This window comes from Dyadobacter sp. CY326 (assembly GCF_021390515.1).
In the GTDB taxonomy this organism is placed as follows: Bacteria; Bacteroidota; Bacteroidia; order Cytophagales; family Spirosomataceae; genus Dyadobacter.
On the sequence record NZ_JAJUXI010000007.1, the window covers coordinates 72227 to 90417 of the forward strand.

Below are 18191 nucleotides of genomic sequence, written 5' to 3' on the forward strand. Positions count from 1 at the left end.
TGATTTCCTAAACCAATAACTTTCATGAAAATACATCTCCTATTCAAATCGCTCATCCTGGCCGTATTTGGGACTGCTGCGATTGGACAATCATTCAATAACTTTCCGGTTACGACCCAGAAACCTCCTTTGCATGCAAAACATTGGATCGGGATAACGGGCAAGCCGCTGGCGGCAACGGCTGGTGCAATGATTTTTAGCAAGGGCGGAAATGCCATTGACGCTTCCTGCGCAATGCTTGCTGCCACTTGCACCATGTGGGATGTGCTCAGTTGGGGCGGCGAAACGCAGGCTTTGATTTACAATCCCAAAACAAAAAAGGTGATCGCCATCAACGCAATGGGTGTGGCCCCAACGGGTGCGACGGCTGATTTTTTCAAAAACAAGGGCATGAAATATCCGCCCGAATATGGCCCGCTGGCGGCTACAACGCCGGGAACTGCCGGCGGTTTGATGACCATGCTGGCCGAGTACGGTTCAATGTCGCTGAAAGATGTGCTTGCTCCTGCTATGCAACTTGCTGAGGGTTACCCGATTGAAGCACAAACGGCGAATGCGATTGAACGCGACAAAGCTGAGATTAAGAAATGGCCTTACTCTACAAAAGTCTTTTTGCCTCATTTGGGATCAAAACGCGAGGCGCCGGATGCGGGTGAAATATTCGTTCAGAAAGACTTGCTGGCAACGCTTCAAAAGCTGGTTGACGCAGAACAGCAGGCTTTGAAAAAGGGAAAAAACAGAAAAGAGGCAATCTATGCAGCTTACGAGCGCTTCTACAAAGGCGACATCGCAAAGGAAATCGCGCGCGCAACGCAGGAACAGGGCGGCTTGATCACCGAACAGGATTTGGCGACTTGGAAAGTCAAAATTGAGGAACCGCTCATGACTTCATACCGAGGAATTGATGTCTATAAAATGCAGCAATGGACGCAGGGACCTGTGCTTTTGCAGACATTGAATATGCTCGAAAACTTTGATCTGAAAGGCATGGGTTACAACTCGTCGCGCTATGTGCATACGCTGTATCAAACCATGAACCTGGCTTTTGCCGACCGCGACTTTTATTATGGTGATCCTGCATTCGCGCCTGAGGAGCCGATGAAAGGTTTGCTGTCGAAGGAATATGCGAAGGAGCGGATTAAGCAGATCAATTGGGAAAGTAATGATGCAAAAACACTTCCGGGCGATCCCTACCCTTTTGAAGGCAAGAAAAATCCATATGCAGACCAGATCAAAACGTGGGGAAATTTCAATGCCTCATTAAACCGGAATGCGCATGGGCTCGATGAAAAATACATGGAAGAATTCACCGCCGGAACGACCTCGGTGGAGGCCGCTGATGAAGAGGGCTGGGTGGTCAGCATCACACCAAGCGGAGGCTGGGTGCCTGCTTGCATTGCTGGAAATACGGGCGTCGGTTTAAGCCAGCGCATGCAATCGTTTGTGCTTGATGCCAAAGAAAATCCTTTCAATGTGGTGGAGCCAGGAAAGCGTCCGCGGGTAACATTGACGCCAAGCCTCGCGTTGAAAGATGGCAAACCCATCCTTTCCTTCGCCAAGCAAGCGGGCGACGAACAAGATCAGTTGCTGCTTCAATTCTTTTTAAATGTTGTTGAATTTGGCATGACTGTCCAGGAAGCGACCGAAGCGCCGAGCTTCAAAACATTGCAAATGTATGCCAGTTTCGGTGCCCACGAAAAAGAGCCAGGTGGCTTGATTCTCAACCAATCCATGCCAGACTGGTCGCGCAAGGAACTTTCAAGAATGGGTTACAAACTCTATTATCAACCCAGAACGAGCGGTCCGATCAATGCTATTTATTTCGATTGGCAACATAAAAGCTTTTGGGGCGGGTCGAGTAATCACGGTGAAGATTACGGCATAGGCTGGTGATGCCGGTCAATGATGCGTATCATGCCGAAAGCAGGGTTAAATTGGAATTGCTGATAAAACGGCGCTAATGGCTCACCTGTAAACAAACCCACGAGCGCTTTGTCTGCCGCATGGGTGTCGAGCCATTGCGTTAGTTCCTGCATCATAGCGGTTCCAATGTGCTTTTTCTGCCAATCCGGATGCACCATGACGTCTTTTACATAATAGAAACTGAATCCGTCTCCGATCAGGAGAGCACAGCCGATTACTTCGCCGGTTTCGGAAACTTCTGCGGTTATGGCGGCTTGCAGGGAATTGAGCTGAGCTTCTAACATGGCATCCGTTGCGGAAGTTTTCCACCCAACAGCCTGAAACAGTTTGCGATACTGCTCGACGGTTGGCTTTTTCAGTGAGATCTTAACGTTTTCGGGAAGCGTTTCAGAAAAGTCTTTTTGCTCCGACGCGGGCGCGGCAAAAGTGATGAAGTGTCCATTGTTGTCTTTTACAACATATTCCGAAAAACCATAGGCTTGTCTTGCAAGCGGCACCATGATGTCTGCATTTTGCTCCTGATGCATTTGATAAAGCATTTCAATGTGCCTGACCCTGATCCAGATGGATTGGCTTTGCGCTGCAACCGACGCTTCTGATTTTAAAGAAAATTGAATGAATGCGCCGTGCCACGAAACACCGCCGTAACTGGGCGGGTCACCCCAGGTCCACTGGTTGGGAAATCCCAAAACTTCCTGCCAGTATTTAACCGTTTCGCCGACATTGGCAACAGATAAAACCGGTTCGGCATGAGAGAAAAACGGCTGTGAAAACGCTTCCATTTTGTAATATTAAAATGGAACTGTCAAACGCATTTCGGTTAATATCTTTTTAAAACCCACCTTTTCGTAGGCAGCAACGGCGGGCACATTTTCGTCGTAGACCTGCAATCTTACTTCGTCCAGCTGTTTGAGTTTTGCCCATTCAACCAGCGCGTTGAGTATTAACTGGTTAACCCCTTTTCCACGCTGATCCGGAACTGTGAATTGGAAACCCAGAAACGCATATTTATCAAACCGGTTATAGGCCTTGGCTTCCCGGATTACGGCATGGCCACTGGCGATCAGCCGGCCGTCGAGCTCTGCCACAACCACGGCGGCCTCCGGGTCTGTGATCATTTTACCAATGTCATAATAATGAAAATGTTGTGTTCGCATTGTCACATCGAGGGGCCGCTCTGCACTGATGAGCTGCTGTTCGAAATCGAGCAGTGTTGGAAGATCTTGTGGCACTGCCTCTCGAATTACAATATTGTTCATGCTGCCGGATGATAATTGATACATTGGTAAAAATATCAATATCTTTGAAATAAACCGATTCGCCATGTTTTCCGCTGCTGAATTAAAGAAGAACAACACTTCATTTTCCACAGAAATCCTTGCCGGAGTTTCTTCGTTTCTTGCCACTGCCTACATTATTGTCGTCAATCCCTCCATTCTGAGCCAAACCGGAATGCCATTTTCGGCTGTGCTCACGGCCACGATATTGGTCGCTTTTTTCAGCAGCATGATGATGGGCTTGTATGCCAACAATCCAATTTTGGTTGCACCGGGAATGGGGCTCAATGCGTTCTTCACATTCACAGCCGTTTTTACAGAAAAATTGAGCTGGCAGGTTGCGTTAGGAACTGTGTTCTGGTCGGGCGTCTTTTTCCTGTTTTTGTCATTTTTTAATGTCAGGGCATACATTGTCAAGGCGATTCCAAAATCGTTGCGGTTTGCGATTGCAGCAGGAATAGGGCTTTTTATCACATTAATCGGTTTTGCCAATGCCAAATTTATCGTGGCGCATCCCGCAACAATGGTCGGCCTGGGCAAACTCAATGCGTCTTCTCTGACTTTCGCGGCCGGACTTTTAATCACCGTCGTGCTGCTGATCAGAAATGTAAAAGGCAGCATTCTCATTGGCATTGTGCTCACGAGCCTGCTCGCGTGGCCGATCGGACGGTGGTGGGGCGGACCAGAAACGGTTATTACGATTGGCAACCTCGTGTCCGAGCCGGATTTTAGCCTGCTATTTCAACTGGATCTGGTCAATTCCCTCAAATGGAGCCTCGCTCCCATTATTCTCGCATTTGTATTTACGGATATGTTCGACAGTCTTTCCACATTTGTGGGCCTGGCCGAGGCTGCTAACCTGCTCGACGAAAGCGGCGAACCGAAAAATATCAAACGTTCGCTGATCACTGATGCTTTTTCAACAACCATTGCGGGACTGGTCGGCAGCAGTCCAGGCACTGCTTACATTGAATCGGCCGTGGGCATTGAACAAGGCGGAAAAACAGGCCTTACCGCGATTGCAGGCGCGATTTTGTTTCTTCCGTTCCTTTTCCTATCTCCACTTTTAAGCGCCATTCCCTCCATTGCCACGGCTCCGGCGCTGGTTCTTGTTGGCGTTTTTATGATGAAACCCGTTGTTAAAATCAATTGGGGGAATCTGGGCGAGGCATTTCCTGCATTTTTTGCAATGGTGCTAATTCCCTTTACTTACTCAATCACGCAAGGCATTATCTGGGGCTTCCTCAGCTGGACCGCTGTGCACATTGCCACTGGAAAAATCCGCGAAATTGGCCTTGCCTTATGGATAATCGACATTTTCGCCATTTTGGCACTCATTCTTTAAAATCAATGATGAACAAAAAACTGATCTTACTTTCTCTGCTTTTTTGGCAAATTACACCTGTTTCAGCACAGCGCATTACCGGCGTTCTCGGCGCTTTTCCACCTGAGCTTGTTTTATTACAAAGCAAAATGGAGAACAAAAAGGACACCGTCATTCAGCAAATCCGTTTCACAAAAGGCACATTAAGCGGCCGGGAGATTGTTTTGGCTCAAACAGGAATCGGCAAAGTCAATGCTGCCATCACCACAACATTAATGATCGATCATTTCAAGCCTGCTGAAATTGTCTTTTCTGGCATTGCCGGAGGCATCGACCCTGCGCTTGGCCCGGGCGACATTGTGATTGGGACGCATGTGACTTATCATGATTTCGGAATGGTGCAGGATGCAGGAATGCAATATTGGTCTACCAAAAATCCAGCGACTATGCTGGAAAATCCGAGATCATTTGCCTGTGACTCGTCGCTTGTGAGCAAGGCACTGGCGGTTTCCAAAGGCTTGCAGTTTTCCAAAATCAAGCGGGAAAGCGGAAGTTTTGCGCCTGCTGTCGCAAAAGGCATCATTGTGACGGGAGACGTCTTCGTTTCTTCAAAAATTGTTACCGAGCGGCTGCGCAAGGAGCTTAATGCGGCCGCCACAGAAATGGAGGGCGCTTCTATCGCCCAAACCTGCTTTCAGCAAAACACACCATTTTTGATTATCCGAAGTCTGAGCGATAACGCGAACGATAAGGCCCAAAATGACATCATGACATTTTACGACATTGCTGCGCACAATGCTGCAACATTGGTTATGGCTGTTTTGGGGACAATTCAGACGCCTACGAAATAAATGCAAAAAGCCTTCGCTGCGATTGAAATCACAGCGAAGGCTTAATAAATTTATTCAAAATATTAGTAATGAATAACTTACATTAGAAAGAATAACGCAATGTCACCCCGTAAGTCCGCTGATCGCCCAGCACGGCTGCATAATGACCTGCGCTTCCTGCTGCGGGCAGCAATTGCTCAAAATAGTCCTTATTAAACAAATTACGCCCCCACAAAGTGATTGCAATGCCGTTGGATGCGCGGAAACCGACACGGCCATTGACCAAAGCATAACCATCGATGTTCAGAAACTGCGAAGGCGACGCGCTCGATGAGAATGAGGAGCGATAATAACTATCAACCGCCAAGAAATATCTTCCTTTCAAGCTGATCAGATTTCCGGCTCCGCTCAGCTCACCGCCCAAAGAACCAGCCCATTTCGAAATCCCGGGCAATCTTCCGCCGGAAATGTCCTTGAATGCAGATTCTCCGCCCGTTTCTTCAAGCGGCACAGGCGCATTTTTGAACGAAATGTATTTCCCGTCCGTGTAAGCACCGGCAGCATTGAAAGACAAATTGCTGTTCACCCGGATTCCGGCATCAAGCTCCACACCTATTACGCGAACGCGCTCAGCATTAGCCAGATAACCCCTGTTTACGCCCACTTCGGCGGTTTGAACCTGCGTTTGATAATCCTTGATATCAGTGTTATGCACCACCAGATTCAGTGTCGACTGCGGCGTTGGACGGGTTTTGATCCCGAATTCGTAATGCGTCACGTATTCGGGCTTGACACGCGCTAAATCGATCAAAATGGCGCCATTTGCTGTCGGAAGCCCACCCAGATTGACGCCAACCGGCTTGTAACTGTTTGAATAAGTGACAAATGTGTTGATTTGCTTGGTCGGCTTGTAAGCCAATGTCAGCTGACCTGAAAAGTTGTTTTCCTCCACATCAAAAGTAAAAGCTTGATTGGTGTAAACCAGATTTTTCAGCGCGATCAAAGCCGGATCTGTGGTTTGCAGCCCGCCGTAAGTTTGCCGGTCATAATCCACATCTTTTTTATCATAATTGAAACGAAGCCCCGGAAGCAAATGCAGCTTGTCGGTGATCGCCCAGTCGATCTGGCCAAAAACAGCGCCGCCGAAGGACTTCAAACGAGAAGTCGTTTTAATGCCAAATCCTTCAAAAAGTCCTGGTGTTTTCCAAAGCGCACTTGTTGAACTTTGCGAAAAACGCCATTGCGCAGCACCCGATTCTTCTGTGTGAACGGGGTCTGTTTTGAGATCCTGGCCAATTGCGAAAACCCCGATCACCCCACTCAAACGCGAGCTAAAATTCCCTGCATAGCGAATTTCCTGCGTCCATTGTTCATGCCGTGAAGTCGCGGCGGATTTGGAAAGAACAGGAAGGCCCGTGAAATCGCGGTCGTTGGACGGGTCCCAATTCCAGTAACGCCACGCCGTCGTCGAGGTCAATGTGCCTCCGCCGATTTTCGCATCAATGTTCAGCGAAACACCGCCCAGCTCGTTGCCCGATCTCCAAGGCGTGTCGTGGTCGATCAGCCGGTCAAATGGATTTGTGCTGGGTAACTTATAATTAAGGTCTGCAATGATCTGGTCAAACTGGCGGTAAGCCGCGCGCTTGGTCTTGACGACACCCGCTAAGACCTGCGCATAACCGTCTGGATTTTGCGCCGAAGCGTCGCCAGCCAATGTAATTTTAACTCTTTCCGAAGGTGTGTAAAGCAATTGTCCGCGAAAGCCCAGGTTGTTCAGGTCATTCACAGGCTTTTCGGTCCGCACATTGTATAATAAACCATCGCGCTGTGTTCCCGAAAAAGAAGCCCTTGCTGCGAGTTTCTTGCCCAACGGTCCTGTAACAGAAGCTTTTGCCTGAATGTATCCATAATTTCCATAGCTCACTTCGAAGTTTGCACCCGGCGTAAAGCTCGGCGCGCGGGTTGTAATATTGAAGGCGCCTGCGGTGGTATTTTTTCCAAACAATGTTCCCTGCGGCCCACGCAACACTTCCACTTGCTCAATGTCGATGAAATCCAGCGTTGTAGCAGCAGGGCGCGCAAAATAAACGCCGTCCACATAAAAACCAACGCCCGGGTCAATCCCATCATTGGTAAGCCCAAATGTAGAACCAAGGCCTCTGATATTCAATGTTGTGTTTCGCGGATTGGATGAATAAAGCTGCACCGTGGGCACGAGCTCTTTCAAACGGTTGACATTGAACGCACCCGCATCTTCGGCAGTAACACCGCGTATAATCGAGATGGGAATAGGCACATCCTGCGCGGATTCCTGACGACGGCGAGAAGAAATAATGACGTCATTGAGCTGATTGCTGTTGATATCTAATTTGATCTCAACCTGATTCTCACTGATTAAAACTTCTCTCTTAATGTAGCCAACAAACGAAACGACTAATGTAAAAGGCAGTTTCTGACCTGTTAAGAGGTTAAAATCGCCATTTGCGTCGGTAACAGCGCCATTGGTGGTTCCCTTAATGGTTATCGTTGAACCAATAAGCGGTTCGTTGTTGGCCGCGTCAAGCACTTTTCCGGTGACCGTGGCATTGATAATCGGGTTATCCTGCGCTGCGAGGAACCTGGGCACGAGCATTGCCCCCAGAAGAAAGGTGAACTTTAAAATTTGTTTCATTTTGATCCTGTTCGTGGTATAATTCTCAAATGTACAAAAAGAAATGTTTTTTAGTCTATTAAGTTTGTAGATAAAGTATATTATCATTAGGTTTGATTTTGACAATTCGATAACCATAAGTTTGAGGCATCATGTACTACGAATTTGAAGACGAAATGGGCAACATCTCTACGCTTACGCTTAGGGATAAGGAGGTTTTGGACCCCAACCCGCAACTGAAAACAGGAGATGTAGCCCCTAATTTCCACCTTCGCAAGGAGGACGGAAATTTTAAGACATCACTTTATGAAGATGCATTGTCGATCGATTCGACATCTGTAACGGATATGGTGTTGCATAAGCCGTTGGTTTTGAGCTTTTACTGCCATTGCTGGGGAAGTTACGCACCCAAGCATCTGGAAATGCTGGCCGAAACTGCGCAAAAAGTAGAAGCGTTTGGCGGGCAACTGCTGGTCCTTACCAACGAATCCCCTCAGGAAATCGAACGGATCGTGCGCAGAAACAAAACTGACTTCCCGTTTTATCACGATACAAATTATCAGGTTGCACGTTCTTATGGCGTTTATTCGGACACGCATCCCATTTGGGAGCGGGTTGCGGGAATTTCCGAAGATGTGTTTACACCCGCATTGTTTGTCATTTCCAAAAGCCGCCGCATCACTTATTCATTCATTGACGAGAATTTTGATAGCCGCCCGCAAATTAAGGATGTGCTGAAAGCCGTCTACCACTGGAAAGATTAATCGATTGCAAAAGCTGTAATGATGAAAAAATTTTACGTGCTGTTCATTTGGTTGTTGGCGTCTGCTGCCTGCTCATTTGCCCAAAAAAAACCCAACATTCTCTGGATAACCATTGAAGACACTTCTCCCAGATTCATAGGAATTTACGGAAATAAGCACGCAAAAACGCCGGTTATTGATCAGCTTGCTCAACAAGGCATTCGATTCAACAATGCTTTTTCGACGGGCTCGGTGTGCTCACCAAGCCGCACCTGCCTCATCACGGGAGTCAAAACGTATGAAACGGGAACAGGCAATCACCGGAGCAATTACGCCTTGCCGTCGTTCATCCACGGTTTTCCGCATTATTTAAAAGAGGCTGGTTACCATACTTCCAATAACAGCAAGACGGACTATAATGTATCGAACAATAAGGCATTCATAGCTGATGCCTGGGACGAAAGCAGCGCCAAGGCGGGTTGGTGGAACCGCAAGCCGGGCCAGCCGTTTTTCGCAGTGGTCAATTACAACGATTCGCACCAGTCGCGGACGATGACGGATTCTTATGCGAAATACACCGAAGAAGTGCTCAATGAACTCCCTGATGCTGAACAGATTGCGGACGACGCATTTGAGATGCCTTCGATCTATCGCGACAGCCCCGAAATGCGGAAGCAGTTTGCCCGCGTCTACAATTCGATCAAACTGACTGACAACAAGATCGGCGAATTGTTGCAGCACTTGCAGGATGACAAGCTGCGCGATAGCACCATTATCTTCTTGTTTGCGGACCATGGCGAAGGCATTCCACGGGGAAAAACCAATGGCATTGATTTGGGTTACCGCGTGCCATTTGTCATTTGGTTTCCACCTATGTATGCGCACTTGTCCCCGTGGGGCAAAAGCGGCGCGGTTACGGAGGAACTGATTGATTTTCATGATCTTGCACCAACGCTGATTAGTCTGGCGGGAGGCAAAGTTCCTGATTATATGAAAGGCAGAAACCTGATCGGGCCGAACAGGACGTTGCCTGCGGATCATTTGGTGCTGTCTTCCGACCGTTCGGATAATGGCATTGATATGGTGCGGAGCGTCACGGATGGCCGCTACATTTACTCCCGAAATTTCATGCCTTTCATGCCGGAACTGCGTTACATCCGTTACATGGAAATTGCGGAAATGAAACAGCAAATGCGGAAGGATCTGGCAGAAAACCAGCTGAATGACTTTCAAAAACAACTTTTTCAAGATCGGCCTGCCGAATTTCTTTACGACACCCAAAGCGACATTTGGGAAACAAAAAACTTGATCGGCGACCCCAAACACAGAGTCATTGCGGACAAAATGAGGGGATTGTTAAGTAAAGAAATGCTCGCTGCGCGGGACATTATGCTGCTGCCCGAATATGAAATTGCAGCCATTTCCAAAACAACGACACCTTACGAGTTTAGAAAAAGCGACACCAATTTCAATGTAAAAGCCATTTTAAATGCTGCCTTATTGTCTGGAAAAAGAGGAAAAGACATTGCCGCACAGCAGGTTAAGCTTTTGGCAAATGAGAATAAAACGGTTCGTTACTGGGCAGCATTGGGGCTGCGATCGCAAAACGCGGAGGTTTTGAAACCTCATCAGCGTGCGTTGACGGCAAGTTTGCAAGATGCATATGCTCCCGTTGCCGTCACGAGCGCCGCCATTGCTTATGATGTTTTTAAAGATCAGGCTGCGGCTGAAATTTTAAAAAAGCATTGCAATGTGGACAATGCAGAAATTGCGCTGATGGCTATCAATTATTTGCTCTACATTCAGGAAAAGACTCCTTTTATTGAAACAATCAAATCGGTTCAGCAGGCGACAAACCGTTATGATGACGAATACAAAAGCGCCACTTACAAGGTGAAAGCGGCCTGCCTTGATTTTCTGGCCATACTTTCGCTGGTTCCGAATAACGCCACTGCCGGAGATTAATTTGCCATCATTATTCTTTTGACAATCGCATTGCGCCTTGCAGTTGCCTTGCCCATTTTTCAAGCAGATCCATCAATTGCTCCGGTTTGAGCGGTTTGCTGATGTAATCGTCCATCCCCGCCGCCACGCAACGTTCCCTGTCTTCCTGCATTGCATTGGCTGTCATGGCAATAATGTATGGCAGTTCCGCCGACTCTTTTTTGATCAGTCTGGTTGCTTCCAATCCGTCCATATATGGCATTTGAATGTCCATTAATATGATATCGTAGCTTTTTTGCTGAGACATTTTCCAAGCCTGCGAGCCGTCCGTGACCATATCTGTTGTGTAACCAAGTTTGGAAAGCATGTCGGTGATAACGATCTGGTTAACCTTATTATCTTCTGCGACAAGAATTGATAATGGATATTTGGTTGCAAAATCTTTGCTCAGCTTCTTTTTAACAGCTTCCGCTTCCGAAAGCACATTTTCCGATTCATCTTTTTGTCTGCTCAACTCACGGTTAATGCTTTTGTAAAGCAAACCCTGCCGCGCTGGTTTCAAAAGCACCGCATTAAACAGATCTGCCTCGAAATACTGGTTATCAAATGCTCTGGAATTCAGCAGGATAACAGGGGTTTCGGGATAGTTTTGCTTGATGTTTTCAGCCAACCCAGCGCCGTCCATATCAGGCATATCCATGTCCGTCAGCACCAAATGAATGTCCCGGTTGGCACGCAAGACAGCAAGCGCCTGTTGACCATTTTCGGCGGCCAGGACATTCAGCTGCCATTCACTAAGCTGCGCTGCCAGATTTTCCCGGCTCGTTTTGTTATCATCCACGATCAGAATTTTATATTTTCCGCCTGCAAGATGATTGAATTTTTGAGCAGAAACGGGTTGCTGCTCTTCTGCTTTCATCTGCACCGTAAAACTGAAAACGCTCCCCTGCCCCGCCTGACTGCTAACATTAATTTCGCCGCCCATCAGCCGCACCAGCTTTTCACAAATCACCAGACCAAGTCCCGTGCCGCCATATTGACGCGTCGTGGATGAATCCACTTGTGAAAATGCTTTGAACAAACGGTCCATTTTGTCTTCCGTAATGCCAATGCCCGTATCCTTAATCGTAAAGTTCAGTTGCAACTTATTGTCAGAAAGCAGCTTACCGACTGAAATGTGCAGATAAACCTCTCCTTCGCGCGTAAATTTGATCGCATTCCCGACCAGATTAATGATGATCTGGCGGAGCCGCAAACTGTCGCCGATGAGCTGCGCGGGCACATTGCTTTGGATTTTATACAAAAGGTCAATTTGCAATTCGCTTGCCTTCAAAGTGAACAGATCCATCACTTCTTCAATGCATGCGCGGAGGTTGAAATCGCTCTCTTCCAGCTCCATATTGCCCGATTCTATTTTGGAAAAATCAAGAATATCATTGATAACGGTGAGCAAATCCTCTCCGCAAGCCTGAATGGACTTCGTATAGTTCAGCTGGTCATCATTCAGGGAAGTTTCGGCAAGCAGCGACGCCATGCCGATGACGCCATTCATCGGCGTGCGGATTTCATGACTCATCACGGCCAGAAACGAACTTTTAGCCCGATTGGCCAGCTCAGCGCGTTGTTTTGCATTCTTTTCTTCCTCAATGGCGCGTTCCAGCTGTTTTGTCCGCTCCCTAATCTGCCTTTCGAGTTCTCTTTTCTGCTTGCGAATCGTGTAAGTCCTGATCCGGTAAGTGCCGATAATCAGCGCAATTAACAAAACGACGCATAGCAATTCAAACCACCATGTGCGCCAGAAAGGCGGCGCGATTGTGATGGTGATGAATGTGCCTTTGTTATTCCAGTAACCGTCATTGTTTGATGCTTTCACACGGAATGTGTAAGTGCCCGGATCCAGGTTTGTGTAAGTGGCGGTTCTTTTTGTGCCCACATAATTCCAATCGGCGTCGAAACCTTCCAGGATATACGCGTATTGATTTTTTTCCGGAACCGTGTAATTAAGCGCCGCGAATTCGAAAGTGAAAACGGATTGCCCATAAGACAGCTTAATGTCCCTTGTTTCGCTGATGTGCTTTTGCAACGGTGAGTTTTTGTCGCCAACCCGCACTTTTTTGTTAAAAATTTGGAAACCCGTCACATAAACGGGCGGCGTAAATGTGTTGTATTGCAAACTGTCGGGATAGAACGCATCCATGCCGCTGACGCCACCAAAAAACATTTGCCCGTCTGCAGTCTGAAATGCAGAATTGTCGCGAAACTCGCTTCCCTGCAACCCATCTTTCACACCGAAATTTCGAAATGTTTTTGTTTGGGTGTTAAACTTCGAAATCCCTTTGTTTGTACTCAGCCACAAGTTGTTATGGCGATCTTTGAGCATTGCAAAAACCACATTGCTTGACAGTCCATCCTTTTCCGTATAAGCTCTGAATGTCTCCGTTTTGCGGTCAAAATGATTGAGTCCGCCCCCCACAGTCCCGATCCAGAAATTGCCATCCTCCGCTTCCAGTATGGATTGCACTTTGGCGTGCGAAATGCTGTTTTTGTTGTTAGGATCATGGCGATAATGCTTGAAATGCTTGCGGTCCGGTTCCAGCTTGTCGAGGCCATTGTAAGTGCCAACCCAAATCTCCCCTTTTTTGTCCTGATGAACTGTGGTCACTATGGAAACGCTAATGCTTCCCGGATCTTTCGGATCGGGCAAATACTGCACATATTGATCCAGGGAAGGATTGTAAAAATTAAGTCCGCCTTTCCAAGTTCCGATCCAAAGATTGCCCTCACGGTCTTTAAACAGATTATTGACATCCGAGATGGACAGACTATTGGAGCCCATCGGGCGCGGCATATGGTGCTGCACTGCGCCCGTTTTGACATTCAAAAAATCAAATCCGCCATTGTGAAACCCAAGGCAAAGCACATCTTTTGAATAGTGAATGACGGCAATTACATAGTCATTCGTGATGGAGTTGGGATTGCTTTTGTCTTGCCGAATATGGGCAAACTTTTTTGTTTTTCGGTTAAATACATCCAAGCCACCGCCGTCTGTTCCAACCCAAATGCGATCGCTCGTGCCATCGCCGCGTATAGCCAGCACAGTGTTGTTACTGAGGCTCGTCGGATCGTTGAAGACATTTCGGTAAGTCGTGAATTTGGGACCCACTTTTGGTAAAAAATCCACGCCGCCGGCGTAAGTCCCGATCCAGACATTTTCGGCTTTATCCTTATAAATGCAATACAGCGAATTATTTCCAAGTGTGCCCGGTTCACTCGGATTGTTAGCGTAAGTCTCGAAATGCGACGTTTTCACATCATAAATGCTCAACCCACCATTCTCCGTCCCGATCCACAATTGCCCTTCCTTTACTTCTGCGATGGAAAGAATGTCGTTGTAAGCAAGAGAATTAGCATTGGATGGATCATGTAAAAAAGTGCGGAAAGTGTTGTCCTTGCGGTTGAAAAGCGACAAGCCGCCGCCTTTTGTCCCGATCCAAACATTGCCTTTCAAGTCAATACAAAGCGCATTGACCCAGTCAGAGCGAAGTGCTTTTGCATTCTTGGCATCCTGGAAATAAGCGCTGAATTTGAGCGTTTCGGGATCAAGGTGATACAATCCACGCTCCGTTCCAAGCCATAATGAGCCGTCGCGGTCCTCCGCAATGCGATAGACGAATGCTTTGACGGGCGTTTGTCTGCGATCACCCAGATTTTGGTAAGATTTAAAAGAACGTTTTTTTGGATCAAATAGAAAAAGTCCATCGCTTGTTCCGAGCCAGATCCGGTGTTTGCTATCCTGGAAAATATCGTTGATCTCGCGCGTGCTGCCCTTTTCCGAGTAATGTACAAAGTTGTTTTTTTCGCGGTCGTAATGGTCCAGGCCGCTCGAAGTTCCAATCCAAAGGTTCCCTTCCGCGTCTTCAAGCAAGTCGCCGATATAGCTGTCAATAATGCTGCCTTTGTCCTGAAAATCGTGTTTAAAATGCGTGAAAGTGTAACCGTCATATTTGTTAAGCCCGTCTTCGGTGCCGAACCACATGAAACCTTTTTTGTCATTGAGGATCGAAATAACGTGACTTTGTGAAAGTCCTTCATTTGTGGTCAAATGTTTGAAGCGGAGGGCCTGTCCAAAGTTAACGGACACATTCGATAGCAAAATTGAAATCCCGATAAAGGCAGCGTAGAGCGCTTTTTTCATTTACTTGACACGATTCAGAATACGCAGAAAATCAAAACGCCCCAGCCATTCCGGAGCTGGAATCGGAAAGCAATTAAGACAAAAAAACCCGTAAAACAACGTCACCATTCAGGCTCTTGCAACATTACTACTACTAAGTTAGTACTACTAGTAAATACTTAATATTCTTGGCCCATGATCCGAAATTATTTTAAAGTTGCTGTTCGAAATCTGCGTTCAGGAGGCTGGTATTCAGCACTAAACATTGGCGGCCTGGCCGTGGTGCTGGCTGTTAGTCTGCTTTTATTTTGGTGGGTTCAGGATGAGTTGAGTTTCGACCGTTTCCATGCCGATGCCGAGCGGATTTACCAGGTTAATGCACATTTTGGAAAAGGTGAGGATGAATATACTTCCACATCCACGCCCGGCCCCATCGCGGTGGCTGCACAAAGCCAAGTGCCAGAAGTAGAAACCGCGGTTCGCATGGGCGATTATCCATCGGCAACGTTTCGGGTTAACGATAAGACATTCGCAGAAAAAGATAATCTGGCCTATGCTGACACGAACTTCCTAGATGTCTTCAATGGCTTCAAAGTGCTTTATGGCAATAAAGAAGCCCCTTTTTCAGCTCCTAATGCAGTTGTGATTTCTGAAAAACTGGCTCAAAAATTCTTCGGAACGACTGACGCCATTGGCAAAACCTTCATCAATGTTGAAAGCAATGCCACGTTTATTGTAAGCGCAGTTTTGAAAAATGCTCCCGACAATTCCTCGTTCATACGTGATATGTATGTGAACCTGGCCATTTTGAAAACGCTTGATCCGCAAAAAGGTGGTCGCTCGGTAGACGAAAATTGGGAGGATTATGGATTTGGGACTTACGTCAAATTGGCGGCCCATGCAGATCCCTTAACCGTTGCAAAAAAGCTGACCTTGATTCAGGCTAATGCGCACAAAGACGCCGCAAATCCGTCTGATTTCCAGTTGCAGCCGCTTACTGAAATCCATCTTTACAGCGTTGAGGGAAATGAATCAGCTGCCAGTCAAGTGGGCATTATGGGAGCCGTTGCCTTGTTTTTGCTGAGCATTGGCTGCATTAATTATGTCAATCTCACCACCGCACGGGCAACGAGGCGCTCCAAAGAGATCGGCATTCGCAAAGTCGTTGGCGCTGGTTCAAAGCAACTTGCGATCCAGCTTTTGGTGGAATCGTTGTTAACATTAAGCCTGGCTTTAATTTTATCAATCGCGCTGCTGCAAGGTTTTCTGCCATTTTACAGGAGCATTACAGGAAAGTCGGGTCATTTTTCACTTTTTGATCCGCACGCGTGGCAACTCCTGTTTGGCGCGTTAACCTTCTGTTTCTTGCTCGCAGGCATTTATCCGGCGTTTCTAATCTCAGGATTCAATCCCATCAAGGCCCTCAAAGGACGATCGACCCAGGCCAGCGGCGCAATGCTGCGCAAATCGTTGGTCGTTGCGCAGTTCGCACTGGCGACCATGCTCATTGTGGGCACTTTTGTGATTGGCAGTCAGATGCGCTTTATCAGGGAAAGAGATCCGGGTTTTGACCGAAAACACACTTTCACGTTCGATGGACGCGATTTTACACCGCAGATTAAGCAAGCGCTGAGTCAGGAATCGAGTGTTTTGGGCGTCAGCACTTCCACGGATACGCCTGTGAATGTTCTAACCGGCACGATATCAACAGATTGGGATGGCAAAGCCAAAGACAGGACGCTGATTATGGCACAGCTGGGCGTGGATCATGATTTCATTCCAAATTTTAAATTAAAACTGCTTGCCGGCCAAAATTTCAGGGGCACCAAAGCAGATTCCACCGCCATTATCCTGAACGAAACGGCTGTTAAGCAAACTGGATTAAAAGATCCGATTGGAAAACGGTTTAAACTCGACAAAACGGAAGGAATTATCATTGGCGTCGTGAAGGATTTCAACATTACCACCATTCGCGAGCCCATTATGCCGCTCGTAATATACAGTCATCCAAACCAGAATTTCCGGGTGCATGTGCATACGACCGGACAACTCGCGCCCGCAGCATTGGCCAAAGCGGAGCAATTGTGGAAGCAATATATGCCTGCTTATCCGTTCGAATACGCATTTTTGGACGCTAGTTATAATGCGCTTTATCGGACAGAACAGCAAACGGGACAGCTTTTTAATTTCTTTGCGGGAGTCGCAATTGTCATTTCTTGCCTGGGGTTGCTCGGGTTGACATCATTTACAACGGAACAGCGCACGAAGGAAATCGGCATTAGAAAAGTGCTGGGGGCAACGGTGTTGAACATTACAACATTGATCTCCAAAGATTTCCTAAAACTGGTTTTCATCGCCATCGTAATCGCTTCTCCGATTGCCTGGTTTGCAATGGATCATTGGCTGAAAGACTTTGCCTACAAGGTTGAACTTCCCTGGTGGATTTTCCTGCTGGCTGGCTTGCTGGCAATGATCACCGCATTAATCACCATCTGTTTTCAAAGCATCAAAGCCGCCACAGCCAACCCAGTTCAATCGATTAAGGCGGAGTAAAATGAAAAGGTTGGCTGTCAGACAGCCAACCTTTTTTATTAATGCTTAACCTCTTATTCTGCGACGCTAACCAGCAATGTCGCGCAACGCCAGATCGATTTATATGGCTTTCCGAAGTGATCGCCTTCCGTTTTTTCAGTGGCGGATGCTTCCAGTTTGTAGGTTCCGGCCCATATGGGTGTGAATTCAGCGACACCGCTTGCATTGGAGCTCACATTTCGGTTCCAGCCAGTTGGCGAAGCAATGCTAACTTGCAGCTTATCAGCCGGTTTTCCCTTTAAAAGCGTTGTCATTTGCAAAGGTTTATTGGCTTTAAAATCTTTCGCAGCATCGGTAAATACACTAATTTCATTGCCATTATGGGCCGCATCATTGCCTGTCAGCGAATTTCCCACCTTCACTATCGCGCCTGCATTGAACTGGTAAATGGTTGAGCCACCCAGATCCTTGGCCGATTTGCTAATCGAAAGTGAATAAACGCCGTCTTTTTGAGGTGTGAATTCAGCGGTAAAATGATCTTCTCCGGCGGTTACAGGAATCTTCACTTTTTGCTTGTCAGGGCCTGTTAGCCAAAGCTCGAATTCCTTCACATCGGAATACCAGTCTGCAAGTTTTTCCGGCTTGTCGTCGGGCTCGCTGTAAATGATCTTAACCGACTGCTTTTGCCCCGCTTTGCCGGTTGTGCTGGTTTCGATCCAAAGTGCATGGGCAAATGCATTAGCGGCACCGCAAATAGCAAATAAGCCTATTAATATGAGTTTTTTCAACATGAT

The 18191-nt window shown here is 47.3% G+C and carries 11 protein-coding genes; 6 read left to right on the forward strand and 5 right to left on the reverse strand.

Annotated elements, in window-relative coordinates:
• Positions 1-24: 24 nt before the first annotated feature.
• Positions 25-1893, forward strand: a complete 1869-nt coding sequence (locus tag LZG73_RS15050; RefSeq protein ID WP_233851255.1) for a gamma-glutamyltransferase family protein — start codon at positions 25-27, stop codon at positions 1891-1893.
• Here LZG73_RS15050 and LZG73_RS15055 read toward each other — a convergent pair.
• Positions 1875-2705: a GNAT family N-acetyltransferase gene (locus LZG73_RS15055; RefSeq protein WP_233851257.1), complete on the reverse strand. Its 831-nt coding sequence runs from the start codon at positions 2703-2705 to the stop codon at positions 1875-1877. The two genes, LZG73_RS15050 and LZG73_RS15055, sit on opposite strands and share 19 nt — an antisense overlap.
• Before the next feature lie 9 nt (positions 2706-2714).
• Positions 2715-3182 (reverse strand): GNAT family N-acetyltransferase, encoded by a 468-nt coding sequence (locus LZG73_RS15060; RefSeq protein WP_233851259.1) that lies wholly within the window; start codon positions 3180-3182, stop codon positions 2715-2717.
• A 64-nt stretch (positions 3183-3246) separates the two neighbouring features.
• Between LZG73_RS15060 and LZG73_RS15065 the strand changes: the two genes are divergently transcribed.
• Entirely contained in the window at positions 3247-4545 is a 1299-nt protein-coding gene (locus LZG73_RS15065) for an NCS2 family permease (protein WP_233851261.1), read from the forward strand.
• 5 nt (positions 4546-4550) lie between these two features.
• The gene (locus LZG73_RS15070) at positions 4551-5375 is read left to right on the forward strand and encodes a 5'-methylthioadenosine/adenosylhomocysteine nucleosidase (protein WP_233851263.1); all 825 of its coding nucleotides are present in this window, start codon (positions 4551-4553) and stop codon (positions 5373-5375) included.
• 82 nt (positions 5376-5457) lie between these two features.
• On the opposite strand, the gene LZG73_RS15075 is transcribed toward LZG73_RS15070, so the two are convergent.
• Positions 5458-8025, reverse strand: coding sequence for a TonB-dependent receptor (locus LZG73_RS15075; protein WP_233851265.1), 2568 nt, complete (start codon positions 8023-8025; stop codon positions 5458-5460).
• A gap of 131 nt (positions 8026-8156) precedes the next feature.
• Here LZG73_RS15075 and LZG73_RS15080 point away from each other — a divergent pair, with 131 nt between their 5' ends.
• Together LZG73_RS15080 and LZG73_RS15085 are read left to right on the forward strand one after the other, a co-directional pair.
• Positions 8157-8768: a redoxin domain-containing protein gene (locus tag LZG73_RS15080; protein WP_233851276.1), complete on the forward strand. Its 612-nt coding sequence runs from the start codon at positions 8157-8159 to the stop codon at positions 8766-8768.
• Positions 8769-8786: 18 nt separating this feature from the next.
• Positions 8787-10712, forward strand: coding sequence for a sulfatase (locus tag LZG73_RS15085; protein ID WP_233851278.1), 1926 nt, complete (start codon positions 8787-8789; stop codon positions 10710-10712).
• Positions 10713-10722: 10 nt separating this feature from the next.
• Here LZG73_RS15085 and LZG73_RS15090 read toward each other — a convergent pair whose 3' ends face one another.
• Positions 10723-14886 (reverse strand): two-component regulator propeller domain-containing protein, encoded by a 4164-nt coding sequence (locus tag LZG73_RS15090; protein WP_233851287.1) that lies wholly within the window; start codon positions 14884-14886, stop codon positions 10723-10725.
• A gap of 174 nt (positions 14887-15060) precedes the next feature.
• On the opposite strand from LZG73_RS15090, the gene LZG73_RS15095 reads away from it, so the two are divergent.
• Entirely contained in the window at positions 15061-17418 is a 2358-nt protein-coding gene (locus LZG73_RS15095; protein WP_233851296.1) for an ABC transporter permease, read from the forward strand.
• Between the two features lie 53 nt (positions 17419-17471).
• On the opposite strand, the gene LZG73_RS15100 is transcribed toward LZG73_RS15095, so the two are convergent.
• On the reverse strand, positions 17472-18188 hold the full coding sequence (locus LZG73_RS15100; protein WP_233851298.1) for a DUF4198 domain-containing protein: 717 nt from the start codon (positions 18186-18188) through the stop codon (positions 17472-17474).
• Between the last annotated feature and the right edge of the window lie 3 nt (positions 18189-18191).

Coding starts and splice junctions, on each gene's coding strand:
- LZG73_RS15050 (WP_233851255.1), top strand. CDS start 25: ATGAAAATACATCTCCTATTCAAATCGCTCATCCTGGCCGTATTTGGG.
- LZG73_RS15055 (WP_233851257.1), bottom strand. CDS start 2,705: ATGGAAGCGTTTTCACAGCCGTTTTTCTCTCATGCCGAACCGGTTTTA.
- LZG73_RS15060 (WP_233851259.1), bottom strand. CDS start 3,182: ATGAACAATATTGTAATTCGAGAGGCAGTGCCACAAGATCTTCCAACA.
- LZG73_RS15065 (WP_233851261.1), top strand. CDS start 3,247: ATGTTTTCCGCTGCTGAATTAAAGAAGAACAACACTTCATTTTCCACA.
- LZG73_RS15070 (WP_233851263.1), top strand. CDS start 4,551: ATGATGAACAAAAAACTGATCTTACTTTCTCTGCTTTTTTGGCAAATT.
- LZG73_RS15075 (WP_233851265.1), bottom strand. CDS start 8,025: ATGAAACAAATTTTAAAGTTCACCTTTCTTCTGGGGGCAATGCTCGTG.
- LZG73_RS15080 (WP_233851276.1), top strand. CDS start 8,157: ATGTACTACGAATTTGAAGACGAAATGGGCAACATCTCTACGCTTACG.
- LZG73_RS15085 (WP_233851278.1), top strand. CDS start 8,787: ATGATGAAAAAATTTTACGTGCTGTTCATTTGGTTGTTGGCGTCTGCT.
- LZG73_RS15090 (WP_233851287.1), bottom strand. CDS start 14,886: ATGAAAAAAGCGCTCTACGCTGCCTTTATCGGGATTTCAATTTTGCTA.
- LZG73_RS15095 (WP_233851296.1), top strand. CDS start 15,061: ATGATCCGAAATTATTTTAAAGTTGCTGTTCGAAATCTGCGTTCAGGA.
- LZG73_RS15100 (WP_233851298.1), bottom strand. CDS start 18,188: ATGTTGAAAAAACTCATATTAATAGGCTTATTTGCTATTTGCGGTGCC.